The organism is Hydrotalea sp. AMD (genome assembly GCF_004100315.1).
GTDB classification, from domain to species: domain Bacteria; phylum Bacteroidota; class Bacteroidia; order Chitinophagales; family Chitinophagaceae; genus Hydrotalea; species Hydrotalea flava.
The window spans coordinates 45,622-58,978 of the sequence record NZ_SCKY01000011.1; the positions used below are offsets into that span (position 1 = coordinate 45,622).

At 37.9% G+C, this 13,357-nt stretch carries 14 protein-coding genes; 8 read left to right on the forward strand and 6 right to left on the reverse strand.

The annotated features are described in order from the left end of the window. Window positions 1-84: 84 nt before the first annotated feature. Both odhB and EO766_RS09570 read left to right on the forward strand, forming a co-directional pair. Window positions 85-1,317, forward strand: coding sequence for a 2-oxoglutarate dehydrogenase complex dihydrolipoyllysine-residue succinyltransferase (odhB, locus tag EO766_RS09565; protein WP_218331155.1), 1,233 nt, complete (start codon window positions 85-87; stop codon window positions 1,315-1,317). Window positions 1,318-1,518: 201 nt separating this feature from the next. Then, window positions 1,519-2,703: an RsmB/NOP family class I SAM-dependent RNA methyltransferase gene (locus tag EO766_RS09570; RefSeq protein WP_218331156.1), complete on the forward strand. Its 1,185-nt coding sequence runs from the start codon at window positions 1,519-1,521 to the stop codon at window positions 2,701-2,703. A gap of 16 nt (window positions 2,704-2,719) precedes the next feature. Here the strand turns inward: EO766_RS09570 and mnmA are convergent, their stop codons facing one another. From mnmA to EO766_RS09585, 3 genes are all read right to left on the reverse strand, one after another. Further along, on the reverse strand, window positions 2,720-3,823 hold the full coding sequence (gene mnmA / locus EO766_RS09575; protein ID WP_218331157.1) for a tRNA 2-thiouridine(34) synthase MnmA: 1,104 nt from the start codon (window positions 3,821-3,823) through the stop codon (window positions 2,720-2,722). Between the two features lie 211 nt (window positions 3,824-4,034). After that, window positions 4,035-4,205: a hypothetical protein gene (locus EO766_RS09580; protein ID WP_218331158.1), complete on the reverse strand. Its 171-nt coding sequence runs from the start codon at window positions 4,203-4,205 to the stop codon at window positions 4,035-4,037. Window positions 4,206-4,255: 50 nt separating this feature from the next. Further along, the gene (locus EO766_RS09585) at window positions 4,256-4,474 is read right to left on the reverse strand and encodes a hypothetical protein (protein ID WP_218331159.1); all 219 of its coding nucleotides are present in this window, start codon (window positions 4,472-4,474) and stop codon (window positions 4,256-4,258) included. A gap of 178 nt (window positions 4,475-4,652) precedes the next feature. Here EO766_RS09585 and EO766_RS09590 point away from each other — a divergent pair, with 178 nt between their 5' ends. The 3 genes from EO766_RS09590 to EO766_RS09600 all read left to right on the forward strand — a co-directional run bounded on the left by EO766_RS09590 (window position 4,653) and on the right by EO766_RS09600 (window position 7,326). Beyond that, window positions 4,653-5,093, forward strand: coding sequence for a single-stranded DNA-binding protein (locus tag EO766_RS09590; RefSeq protein ID WP_068246641.1), 441 nt, complete (start codon window positions 4,653-4,655; stop codon window positions 5,091-5,093). 164 nt (window positions 5,094-5,257) lie between these two features. After that, a complete protein-coding gene (locus tag EO766_RS09595) occupies window positions 5,258-6,328 on the forward strand; it encodes an Ldh family oxidoreductase (protein WP_218331160.1) in 1,071 nt (356 codons plus the stop codon). A gap of 83 nt (window positions 6,329-6,411) precedes the next feature. Then, window positions 6,412-7,326: a chitinase gene (locus EO766_RS09600; RefSeq protein ID WP_287100945.1), complete on the forward strand. Its 915-nt coding sequence runs from the start codon at window positions 6,412-6,414 to the stop codon at window positions 7,324-7,326. A gap of 1 nt (window position 7,327) precedes the next feature. On the opposite strand, the gene EO766_RS09605 is transcribed toward EO766_RS09600, so the two are convergent. Further along, window positions 7,328-7,702 (reverse strand): DoxX family protein, encoded by a 375-nt coding sequence (locus EO766_RS09605; protein WP_074421302.1) that lies wholly within the window; start codon window positions 7,700-7,702, stop codon window positions 7,328-7,330. Between the two features lie 186 nt (window positions 7,703-7,888). On the opposite strand from EO766_RS09605, the gene EO766_RS09610 reads away from it, so the two are divergent. Then, entirely contained in the window at window positions 7,889-9,211 is a 1,323-nt protein-coding gene (locus EO766_RS09610) for an aspartate kinase (protein WP_074419935.1), read from the forward strand. Window positions 9,212-9,287: 76 nt separating this feature from the next. Here EO766_RS09610 and queA read toward each other — a convergent pair whose 3' ends face one another. Then, window positions 9,288-10,337, reverse strand: a complete 1,050-nt coding sequence (queA, locus tag EO766_RS09615) for a tRNA preQ1(34) S-adenosylmethionine ribosyltransferase-isomerase QueA (RefSeq protein ID WP_068246625.1) — start codon at window positions 10,335-10,337, stop codon at window positions 9,288-9,290. A gap of 148 nt (window positions 10,338-10,485) precedes the next feature. Further along, the gene (locus EO766_RS09620; protein WP_287100946.1) at window positions 10,486-12,243 is read right to left on the reverse strand and encodes a dipeptide ABC transporter ATP-binding protein; all 1,758 of its coding nucleotides are present in this window, start codon (window positions 12,241-12,243) and stop codon (window positions 10,486-10,488) included. Between the two features lie 129 nt (window positions 12,244-12,372). Here EO766_RS09620 and ccsA point away from each other — a divergent pair, with 129 nt between their 5' ends. Further along, complete coding sequence (ccsA, locus tag EO766_RS09625) at window positions 12,373-13,050, forward strand: cytochrome c biogenesis protein CcsA (RefSeq protein WP_081301279.1); 678 nt, start codon at window positions 12,373-12,375, stop codon at window positions 13,048-13,050. Next, complete coding sequence (locus tag EO766_RS09630; RefSeq protein WP_074419936.1) at window positions 13,050-13,265, forward strand: CcmD family protein; 216 nt, start codon at window positions 13,050-13,052, stop codon at window positions 13,263-13,265. The genes ccsA and EO766_RS09630 overlap by 1 nt, the downstream gene beginning before the upstream one ends. The last annotated feature ends 92 nt before the right edge of the window (window positions 13,266-13,357 follow it).

Here is a 13,357-nt window from a genome sequence, read left to right on the forward strand (position 1 = left end):
GGATTACAATTGTACAAGTGTGCGACGCAACAGATGCTGCACATGGTGATAAAGCTGATAACAAAAACATATTAAGTATATTTTATGATAGATATTAAAGTACCTACCGTTGGAGAATCAATCAGTGAAGTAACTTTACTGAAATGGCTGAAAAAAGATGGCGCTTATGTTGAACGCGATGAGGTGATTGCTGAATTAGAAAGCGAAAAAGCAACCTTTGAAGTAAATGCAGAAAAAGCCGGCATTTTAAAAACTCTGGCCAATGAAGGCGATACCATTTTAATTGGTGCAGTATTGGCACAAATAGATGAAACAGCTGAAAAGCCTGCTGCCATTGCTGAAACTGAGAAAAAAGAATCAGTGAGCACAGAAACACCGAAAGCCCCTGCTGCACCGGCGCAGTTACCGGTAACAGCTATTCCGAATAACGTAAAGGCTACTCCCGTTGCCAGCGCAATCATTGCCGATAAAAATATGAATCCAACCCATATTAAACCTTCCGGTTTTGGAGGCAAAATTGTTAAAAATGATGTATTGGAAGCTTTATCCAACCCCGGCAAAAAAGCATTTGCGGGTGCAGAATTATTTTCACGTGTGGTGCGAAAAGAAAAAATGAGTAACCTGCGTAAAACCATTAGTCGCCGATTGGTTGAAGCGAAAAATACAACGGCTATGCTAACTACTTTTAATGAAGTAGATATGAGCCGTATTATGGATGTGCGTAAACAATACAAAGATAAGTTCAAAGAAAACCACGGTGTAAACCTTGGATTTATGAGCTTTTTTGCCAAAGCCTGTGCCATTGCGTTAAGTGAATGGCCTGCCGTAAATGCTTTTATTGATGGCGATGAATTGGTGTATCACGATTATGCCGATATTAGCATTGCAGTAAGTACACCACGCGGATTAACAGTACCGGTTATCAGGAATGTTGAAAGCCTGAGTATGGCTGAAATTGAGAAAAAAGTAGTTGAATTGGCAGGTAAGGCACGTGATAGCAAATTAACTGCAGAAGAATTACAGGGTGGCACATTTACCATTACCAACGGTGGTGTATTTGGCAGCTTAATGAGTACACCCATCATCAATATTCCCCAAAGTGCCATTCTGGGTATGCATAAAATTCAGGAGCGGCCCATGGCTATTGATGGAAAGGTTGAAATACGCCCCATGATGTATTTGGCCTTAAGCTACGATCATCGCGTAATTGATGGCCGGGAAAGCGTAAGTTTTTTAGTGAGGATAAAAGAATTATTGGAAAACCCTGAACTGCTGTTGTTTGGAAAAGATCCCGTAAAAACATTGTTAGAGTTATAAAAAAGAAGTTCTTTAATAAGTAAAAGGAAGTCTCAAAAGTAAAATGAAGCGTTTGAGAATGGCTTAAATGAAAACTTTCTCCACCCCCCCCACCGAATAAAAAGAGGCTGCCTCGGACTTTTGAGACAGCCTCTTTTGTTTTTTTAATAGCTTTATTATGTTTGATGAATGTTACATGTTCGTTTATGCTTATAAAAAATTATGCGCTACCAATCTTATTTCAATACTGCTTTATTCATTATTCAGCAATACAAAGGTGAAATGCCTTTGGCACATTTTATCAAACAATATTTTGCCCAACATAAAAAACATGGTAGTAAAGACAGGAAAATAATTACCAATGCCTGTTATGCTTACTTTAGGTTGGGTAAGGCTTTATCTGAAGTAGCTGTAGATATAAGATTGAAAGCTGCTTTATACTTATTATTGGAAGAACCCGGTGTATGGGAGATAGTTTTTGAACCGTTATGGTTAAAGGATTGGCCTGCTGAATGGCAACAAAGGTGGTATGTATTGCAGCAAAGATTTTCTGGTTTAAAATATGAGGATATTTTTCCTTTTAAAAATGAGGTGAGTGAACAATTGGATATAGTAGCTTTTACTCAATCTTTTTTTACTCAGCCTGATGTATTTATTCGTATTCGTCCGGGTGAGAAAGAAAATATAGTGAATCGATTCAATGAGGCCGGTATTCCGTTTCAACAATTAAGCCATCAAACCATTGCTGTAAAAGCAGGCACTAAAATAGATCACCTTTTTAATATAGATGCAGCACTGGTTATACAGGATTTTAGTTCGCAACGCATCGCTGAATTTTTGCAGTTGATTCAGTGGAATAATACAATACCATTGGTATGGGATTGCTGCGCAGCCAGTGGAGGCAAATCTATTCTGGCTAAAGATATATGGGGTAACATACAATTAACTGTGAGTGATGTTAGGGAAAGTATTTTGCACAATCTATCAAAACGATTTCAGACGGCTAACATAAGCAATTACACAGCCATAGTGGCAGATTTATCACAGCCACTACCCAAATCATTATTGCAACGCTATTTTGATGTGGTTATTGCCGATGTGCCTTGCACAGGAAGCGGCACTTGGAGCCGCACACCTGAACAATTGTTCTTTTTTTCTGCTGCACAGATAAACACTTATAGTTGGTTGCAAAGGGCAATTGTGCAACAGGCAATTCCTCAAATAAAACCGGATGGTTACTTCATATATATTACCTGTTCTGTTTTTAAACAGGAAAATCAGGAAATGGTGGCATACATTATTAATGCTTATGGTTTGGTATTGATAAAGGAAGAACTTTTAATGGGGTATCACCAAAAAGCCGATACGATGTTTGCTGCATTATTTCAAAAGCCCAAACAGACTTAGCTCATAAAAAATGGTGTTATACCAAATTGCTACGCATAATGGTACCACCACCAATTACATCATTGCCTTCATAAAACACAGCACTTTGTCCTGGTGCAATACCCTTCACGTGTTCCAAAAATTGTACTTCTATTCCATTTTCATGCATTTGTAATCTGCTGAAAGCGCCTTTATCTTTGTACCTGATTTTAGTGGTTGCTTCCATGCCATTAGTTATGCCTGCATATTTAATATAATTTAAACGGGTAACTACCATGTTGTTTTGTTCCAGATCTTTTTCATCGCCCAATACCACAGTGTTCGTTTCGGGGTGAATGGCTGTTACAAAAGCAGGTTTACCCAAAGCAATATCCAATCCTTTTCTTTGGCCAATGGTATAAAAAGGGTAGCCCTTGTGTTGTCCTAATTTTTTTCCGGTTTTATCTACAAACCATCCGCCATTTACCCGCTCTTCCAGGCCGGCTACTTTATTTTTTAAAAAACCGCGGTAGTCATTATCCGGCACAAAACAAATTTCATAGCTCTCGCTTTTTTTGGCCAGTTCAGGATATCCAAAATCATGCGCCATTTGTCTGATCTCGGTTTTCTGATATCCACCTAATGGCAAAATAGTTCTGCTAAGTAAATCCTGTTGCAGCCCCCATAAAACATAGCTTTGATCTTTGGTTTCGTCTTTTCCTTTACAAATTACATAACGGTTATTGGTATGTTGATATATAGAAGCATAATGCCCTGTAGCAATAAAATCGCAATTCAATGCATCGGCACGCTTTAGCAGGGCTCTCCATTTTATATGTGTATTACACATAACACAAGGGTTAGGGGTACGGCCGGCAATATATTCTTCAACAAAGTTTTCAATTACAAAATCTCCAAATTCATCACGTATATCCAATATAAAATGAGGAAATCCATGTTGAACGGCAGCCTGTCGTGCATCATTAAATGAGTCTAAATTACAGCAACCGGTTTCTTTACTGCTGCTGCCGCTACTGGCATAATCCCAGGTTTTCATGGTAATGCCTACTACTTCATAACCTTGTTCATGTAGCATTAATGCGGTTACAGTACTATCCACTCCACCACTCATTGCCACCAATACTTTTCCGTTTCTGCTCATTATTTTTTTTGATTTTTAACGTGCAAAGATACATTTTACAGATTATTTATTGCCGTTAGGAGGGATTGTAATTTGCGATGAAAGGAATTTTTAGCTGTTTTTATGTTGTAAATACTACAAAAGCCTATGCCCTGTATAATTTTATTTGTTTTTTATTTCAACAGACATGTAATACCCTTTTTTTGTTTAAATCCGGGAATAGCCTGTTTTATTAAAAGTTGATAGCTTTTAAAATGTATTTACCCGAAGGGCCACTGTATTCAAAATGGCAAAATTGAAGCACATCTCTGCCTAAAATACCCTGGTACGGCGTTTGTTGAAAATTGCCTTCTACAATATCTAAGGGAAGCCCCTTTTGTAAAAAAATAGGCAGATAAAGCACACATCGGTATTTCTTTAATTGCACTAAGCCACCGGCTCCTTCTACCTGCGCTAATGCTGTGTATTCGGGTAGTTGCAGTAATTGATTAAATTTTTATCTAATCCCGAAATACTGGCTCCTGTATCAATCAACAATCTGGCTTTTTTGTACAATGAAGGATGTTGTTTGTTTTTATTATATAAGAATGTATGCTCATTTGTATGAATTTCTGCCAAAATAATGGGCCCGTTTTCATTTAGTTCTTCTATAATAAATTGTTGTTGCTGCATTGGGATGTTTTATAACCAAAAGCTACTAATTTATTCGAAATCACCATATGTGTTTTTTGTTTATCTTTTTTTGAAAATTCCCTACACAAATTTTTAAAAGAACTGTTTTTGGCTTTGTTTTTTTTACTAATTTTCCATTTTACGCTTTTATTTTATTCAATGCCCAAAATTTAGAGATATGATTAAACTTCAGGTGATTGGAAATCTTGGTAAAGATGCCGTAGTAAACAATGTAAATGGCCGTAATGTCATTAATTTTTCAGTGGCACATACCGAGCGTTATAAAGATGCACAAGGCGCCCAGAAAGAACGAACAACCTGGGTAGAGTGTGCTTATTGGACCGACAGGACAGCTATTGCCCCTTATTTAAAAAAAGGCACCCAGGTGTATGTGGAAGGCCAGCCCGATGTTAGAACTTATGCAACACAAGATGGCAGACAGGGTGCTTCTTTATCGCTGCGTATTGCCAGTGTTCAGTTATTGGGCAGCAGGCAGGAAGGTGGTACGGGTGGAAATAATCCTTCCGGGAATGCATCGGGTGGTGCTTATCAGTCAACTCATACATCTGTAGAGCAAGCCTCTGATGCTCCGGATACCGGTGATGATTTGCCATTCTAAAATACAATATAATTTTTGTTTCAGCCGGGTACCTCAATGCCCGGCTTTTTCATATCGCTTTTAAATGCGGTATGCATACTATTTTAAAACATATTACCGTATTGCTAACAATTATTACTGAATGGTTTTAATAAATTGCAACTTTTTCATCCTTATTTATCGCTATGTTGTACTCCTATTCTACACTTTTTAAATTTACCAAAAACACATTCTTACAAATGGGCTGCTCTGAAACAGATGCACAAACTGCTACTACTGTTTTGCTTTCAGCCGATGTAAGGGGTATTGACAGTCATGGTGTTGCCCGCCTAAGTGGTTATGTGCGTTTATGGGAAGCAGGCCGTATCAATACAAAACCCCATATTAAAATAATACATGAAACTCCTTCAACGGCAGTGGTAGATGGTGATGCCGGATTGGGCCTGATAGTTGCTCCTTTTGCCATGAATATTGCCATACAAAAGGCCCAACAATGTGGCACCGGTTGGGTAAGTGTACAAAATAGTAACCACTTCGGTATTGCCGGTTATCATGCCATGATGGCTTTACAGCAAGATATGATTGGTATTGCCATGACCAACGCCAGTGCGTTGGTAGCACCTACATTTTCTGTTGAAAAAATGATAGGTACTAACCCAATAGCAGTGGCCATACCGGCCGGGCAACAGCCACCCTTTGTGGCTGATTTTGCCACTACAACCGCATCGAATGGGAAATTGGAAATTTTGCAACGGAAAAATGAAGCTGCACCGTTAGGATGGGTGCAAAATGAAACAGGAATGCCTACTCAGGATGCCGCCATTTTAAAAAAAGGTGGTGCCATGCTGCCATTGGGCAGTGATAGGGAACATGGCAGCCACAAAGGTTATGCTTTGGGAAGTATAGTAGATATTTTTTCAGCAGTTTTAAGTGGTGCGGCTTATGGTCCATGGGTGCCCCCATTTCCTGCCTATGTACCCATGCCTGAAGATATGCCGGGAAAAGGCCTGGGGCATTTTTTAGGAGCAATGCGTATTGATGCATTTAGACCAGTCAATGAATTTAAACAGCACATGGATCATTGGATTGAACGTTTTCGCAATGCTAAAACCGTAAATGGACAGGATAAAGTTTTAATTCCCGGCGATCCGGAACGGGAAATGGAAAAAATAAGGATGGAAACAGGCATACCATTATTGGCACCTGTTGTGAACGATTTAAAAATGATTGCAGAAAAATTTGAACTGGTTTGGTAGAGGTAAAAAGTGAAATTTTCTTTCTAACACAAACATGGCAGCGAATTTGTATGGCAGTTACAACTGTGTTGAAATATTATTGTATGAAGATAAAGCTGAACAAAATTTGGATGATATTGCTAACGATAATCATGACTTTTTCATTTATGTCATGGATATCTTCCCGCAGTCAATCAAAGTTGCCCGGCCCAATTGTAACAGATAGTTTGGCCGTACAAAAAAGAGTATTATCGTATTTAAATCAACAAAAGTGGAATGAATTGTTCCCGCATCGGTATGGCATTCAGTCGGCAAATTCAAAAAATGGTTTATCTGATTTTTATTCATTTGATGCTTTTTTGAATGCCGTAAAATTTTTCCCCGAATTTTTAGATGTAAAAGATAAAGTATTACAAAAACGAGAACTGGCTGCATTTTTAGCCAATATGGCTTATGAAACAGGTGGGGGATGGCCCGATTCCCCAGATGGATATTTTAAATGGGGACTACATTTTGTGGAAGAACAGGGTTGTACAAAAGGATGCCCACAGTATACCGATACTTCTAAAAAAGACTGGATGCCGGTAGTCGACAAGTCTTACCATGGCCGGGGTCCTTTACAACTCAGCTGGAATTATAATTACGGACAATTCAGTCAATTTTTTTACGGCAATAAAGATAGTTTGTTACTACATCCTGAAATAGTGGCTGAGAATTCATTGGTTTCATTTGCTTCTGCATTATGGTTTTGGATGCATGCGCAAAAGCCCAAACCTTCCTGCCATGCAATTATGGCTGGCAGCTGGAAACCCAATGGTTATGATAGTGTACGTAATATTTTGCCGGGTTTTGGTGCTGTTGTCAACATCATCAACGGAGGTATAGAATGCGGTACCGGCAAACCCGATGGCACTTATAGCCGTGTAGGATACTATCAGTATTTTTGTAATTATTTTAAAGTAAGTACGGGGACAGATAGCAGTTGTATGGAACAAAAGCCATTCAACAGTATAAATTAACCTATCGGGTAAAAGTATACGCCCAGTAAATCAATACAAACTGCAACAAAGTTCTAATAAACGCCAGTTGTTTGGTGATGGTAAATTTTCCCATTTTAAAAGGAGCCAGTTGTTGCATGTGAATGTGTACCGGGAAAAAACTAGTAAGCATAGCCATAATAATCCATGCAGCCCAATAACGCGTTTCATCAAAATATAATGCTATGCCCAGTGTAATTTCTGCAATACCAGCCGCGATATTCAAGAATTTTTTAGCAGGAAAATAAAATGGCATTATTTTGATATATATTCTAGGCTGGAGAAAATGATTGATGCCCGCAGCCACATATAGTACTGTCATTGACCAAAGTGAAACTGTATTGAAATTGGCTTGCATCTGCTTCAGGATTTTTGTGTACAATTATAATAAAACCTACAAACGTTTGTTCTTAAAAAAGAATAGTAGTATATCAGTTACGGCTATTACTTTTGCAAACAATTTAGTGAAAAGTGATGAAACACTTTAATGCTTTAATTCATTTAAAATAAAATATTTCATACAGTTAAAATTTGATAGGCATATATGAAAGTAATGAAATTCGGAGGCACCAGTGTAGGAAAACCGGAAAGAATGCATCAGGTAGCCCAACTGATTACAAAAGACAATGAACCGGTAATTATAGTACTGAGTGCACTCAGTGGCACTACTAATGCCTTAGTTGAAATTAGTAACCATTTGGCAGAAAGTAACAAAGATGAGGCACGTGTATGTATTCAAAAATTAGAAGCGCATTATCAATCATTCATTCTTTCACTTTTAAAACAACCCGAATTTTTAGCAAAAGCCAAGGCAATTGTAGCTGAGCATTTTGAATTTCTGAATATCATTACACGGATATCATTTAGTGAGGCATTAAATAAAGATATTTTAGCACAAGGTGAATTGATGAGTACACGGTTGTTTTCAGTGTATTTGGAAGAACAAGATATTGATCATGTATTATTACCTGCATTAGAGTTTATGCGGATAGATGCTAATGAAGAACCCAATTTACCTGTAATTAAAACCAAGATAGAGGCTTTACTGAAACAGCATTCCGATAAAAAATTATTTATTACCCAGGGGTATATTTGTAGAAATGCTCGTGGCGAGGTAGATAATTTGAAAAGAGGTGGAAGCGATTATACTGCATCACTGATTGCAGCAGCAGTGAATGCCAGTGTTTGTGAAATATGGACAGATATTGACGGTATGCACAATAATGACCCCCGTGTTGTAAATAAAACCATTGCTATTGAGCAATTAAGTTTCGATGAAGCAGCTGAGCTGGCCTACTTTGGTGCAAAAATTTTGCATCCTACCTGTATTTGGCCTGCACAACAGCAAAATGTTCCGGTTAAGTTACTGAATACCATGGAACCCACTGCAAAAGGCACTACCATTATGCATGAAGCGGGCAGTGTTGGGGTAAAAGCCATTGCAGCAAAAGATGGTATTTTTGCCATAAAAATTCGAAGCAGCCGCATGTTACTGGCTTATGGTTTTTTACGTAAAGTATTTGAGGTGTTTGAAAAGTACAAAACTTCTATTGATATGATTACCACTTCTGAAGTGGCTGTTTCTGTTACAATTGATAATCCTGTTTTTTTAAATGAAATCATCCGTGAATTAGAACCATTTGGTGTTGTTGAAACCGATACAGAACAAACCATTATTTCCATTGTAGGTAATCAGATTGCCGAAACCAAAGAAGTGCTGATGAAGTTGTTTGATGCCATACATGATATCCCTGTACGGATGGTAAGTTATGGTGGTAGTCCGCACAATATTTCGCTTCTGGTACCTTCTGCCTATAAAAAAGAAACCCTTCAATTATTGAACAAGGGTTTATTTGGCCTGGAATAATTACATATAAACATATATAAAGACTGCAATTTTTTCAAGCTGCAGTCTTTTTTAGTTTTAGATTTTGTTGTGATGCTTAAATAATCAGTAAAGCATCACCATAGCTGAAGAAACGATATTTATCTTTTATTGCTTTTTTATAAGCCTCCATGGTTAAGTCATAACCCGCAAATGCACAAGTCATAATTAACAAACTAGTTTTGGGTAAATGAAAATTGGTTACCAAACTGTCTGCCACACTAAATTCATAGGGAGGATGTATAAAATGATTGGTCCAACCTTCACTGGGCTTTAATAGTTTTTGTGCAGTAAAACTACTTTCCATAGCACGCATGGTAGTGGTACCAATTGAGCAGATGCGATGGCCGGTTTGTTTGGCCGTATTCACAATGCGGCAGGCTTCTTCTGTAATTTGATAATATTCTGCATCCATTTTGTGTTTACTTAAATCTTCTACTTCAATGGGCCTAAAAGTACCTAAGCCGGTATGCAGTGTAACCTCCGCAAAACGGATACCTTGAATTTCGCAGCGTTTAATTAACTCTTTACTAAAATGCAGACCTGCAGTGGGGGCTGCTACAGCACCTTCATATTTTGCATAAACGGTTTGGTAGCGCTCTTTATCTTCTTCATCGGGTTTGCGTTTAATGTATTTGGGTAAGGGTGTTTCACCGAGTGTTTCCAGCATTTCTTTAAAACTGGCGTCATCTCCTTCCCACAAAAAACGAATGGTACGGCCACGGCTGGTGGTGTTATCAATTACTTCTGCCACCAATTCTTCATTATCACCAAAATATAATTTATTACCTACTCTTATTTTGCGGGCCGGGTCTACAATAACATCCCATAAACGGTTGGGTTTATTGAGTTCTCTTAAAAGGAAAACTTCAATTTTGGCACCTGTTTTTTCTTTTCTACCATACATTCTTGCCGGAAAAACCTTGGTGTTATTGACAACAAATACATCTTTGTCGTCGAAATATTCCAATATATCCCTAAAATGTTTGTTTTCCATGTTGCCGGTTTTACGGTCAACCACCATCATTCGGCTGTCTTCTCTTCTTTTTGTGGGATTTTGGGCAATGAGGTTTAAAGGTAAATCGAATCGAAATTGAGATAGTTTCATGTGTCTAATCTTTTTTTTGAAATGATAGCCACATTCAGTTTGCCGCCGCCTTACGGGGCGACTCGCTTCATGTTACGGCATGAATTTTTTTGAAGGGTGCAAAGTTAAGCTTATTCGCTGTACTTACAAAGTAAATCATGCAAATATATTACAGCATGGCATTGATTAGGGTTTGGGTATAAGCGCTTGTTGGATGATGGCAAATTTGTTCTGTAGTACCTATTTCTTCTATTCTGCCTTTATTCATTATCATTATTCTGTCGCTGATATATTTTACAACACCCATGTCGTGCGAAATAAATATGCCTGTAAAATTGAATTCATTTTTTAAATCATTGATTAAATTTAAAATCTGTGCCTGCACACTTACATCTAAAGCAGCTACACTCTCATCGAAAATAATGAGGCTTGGATGTACTGCCAAAGCTCGTGCAATCACCACTCTTTGTCTTTGACCGCCACTGAGTTCTTTAGGATAACGGCTATAATAATTGGGATTGAGTTTTACTTTCTCCAGCAAAGCCAACACATGTTCTTTCTTTTCAGATGGCGTTGCAAACAACCCGTGTACTTTCATTGGTTCGACAATGGTTTCTCCAATGGTTTGGCGGCTGTTTAATGAGGTATAAGGGTCCTGAAAAACCATTTGTATTTCTTTGCGCCAGTGCTTGTTTTTAGAAGATAGGGCAGATAAATTCATTCCATTAAAATAAATGGAACCATTTTCAACAGGTATAATTTGCATGATGGCTTTTGCCAATGTGCTTTTGCCACATCCACTTTCACCTGCCACACCCAAAATTTCACCTGTATACACTTCAAAATGAATATTGTGCAATATGTTTTGGAAGGCAATTGGGGTGCCTGCCATATTTCTTTTAATAGGAAAACGAATATTCAGCTGTTGTACCCGCAAAATTGGGGTTTTACTGATAGGTGCAATTGTTGATGTATATTTTAAAGCCGGTGAATGGTATGTTTTTGCAATGATACTCCCGTCTATTAATTCTTCCATTAAATCCTGAACCAGCGGTAAATGTTGCCCATGAAGGTACATGGATGGGCGGCAGGCTAACAAGGCTTTTGTATAAGGATGCGAAGGATGACTAAAAATAATATCACTGGTATTGCTTTCAACAATTTTTCCTTTATACATCACCATTACTTTTTGTGCGTATTTTTTCACTACCCCTAAATCGTGGCTAATGAACAGGAGTGCCATTTGATGGGTTATTTGTAGTTGCTGTAATAAATCGAGCAAAATTTTTTGAACGGTAGCATCCAGAGCTGTGATAGGTTCATCGCAGATCAACAGGTCGGGCTGGCAACTCATGGCCATAGCAATCATCACTCTTTGTTTTTGGCCGCCACTTAGTTCATGTGGGTATTTATAAAATAAACGTTCCGGATCGGGTAATTGGACCTGTTGAAATAAGGCCAGCGCTTTTTGTTTAGCTGCTTTTTTTCCCATTGACAAATGAGCTTTTATAGCTTCTGTTACCTGCCTGCCACAAGTCATGATGGGATTCAGCGATGACATGGGTTCTTGAAAAATCATGGCGATTTTTTGACCTCTGATGTTGCGTATTTGTTGCATTCCGGTAGTAAGCAAATCAATCGTTTCTTCCTTGTTATTGTAAACAATACTTCCGTTTTTGTAAAAAGCAGGAGGGCTTGCAATTAAACGTAGTACTGACAGGGCGGTAACAGATTTGCCACTACCGCTTTCTCCCACAATGGCCACCCATTCGCCCCGCGATATTGTGAACTGAATGTTTTCAATAGCAGTGGTAATGTTTTTATTTTGAACAAAATCAACTGATAGTTGATTGATTTCTAACAAAGGTTTAGACATAGTGCTAATTAAACCATTTTTCTGCATAGAATCTCTAATAATTTCAAACATTGTTTAAATGTTGTTTAACAATTGCATCACTGGTTAATCTTTGCGTAAATTTTATAACATGTATGCATTTCATGGCATACAATGCCCTAATTTTGCGAAACTAAAGTTTTGGTACAGCCTATTTTTGTTATGATAAAATCAGCCTGGTGGAAGATATTGAGTTTCTTGTTATTAATGTACACCTGTTTTATGGGGTTTTTAGTAAGAGTGCCTACGCCACCCGGTGTTCCTTTACAACAAAGCATCCGTAATTTATTTTTTCATGTGCCCATGTGGTTTGGGATGAATATTTTATTCCTGGTATCCTTTATATATGCCATAAAATATTTACGTAATCCGCTTAAAAAGTATGATACCTATTCATTAGAATATGCCCGTACCGGAATAGTTTTTGGCATTCTGGGCTTAGTTACAGGTGCCATTTGGGCCAAATACCAATGGGGTGCTGCCTGGAGTGGCGATGCCAAACAAAATGGGGCCGCTATTGCTTTACTCATTTATTTGGCTTATTTTGTTTTAAGAGGTTCGTTGAATGATGATGAGAAAAAAGCCAGGGTAGGTGGTGTTTATAATATATTTGCATTTTTTATGTTATATCCCTCTATCTGGATATTACCCAGATTAGTAGAAAGTTTGCATCCGGGTGGATTGGGTAGTGACGGCAACCCGGCATTGAATGGGAATGATTTAGACGCTTCCATGCGTTTGGTGTTTTGGCCCGCTGTTATTGGCTGGTCACTTTTAGGTGTTTGGATAACCACCTTGCGTATTCGGTTACAATTTATTAAAGAAAAAGCCATAGCATAATGATAAAAAAAATAAAATTTTGGATGATGGCAGTATGCTTATTCTTATTGAATAATGTACTGGTGGCACAAACCAATACACCAGATGATGGTAGCATCATGAAAAGTAATGGAAAAATTTATGTAGTAATGGCAGTGGTAGTGGTAATTGTGCTGGGCTTATTCATTTATCTGATTGCATTAGACCGTCAAATCAGGCGCATTGAAAAAAAGTAGAACATCCTATTTCTACCACTTCATTATTAAAAATACACACAATTTTATCTTCACTAGCATAAACGATTTACTACGATACATAATATTTAAAA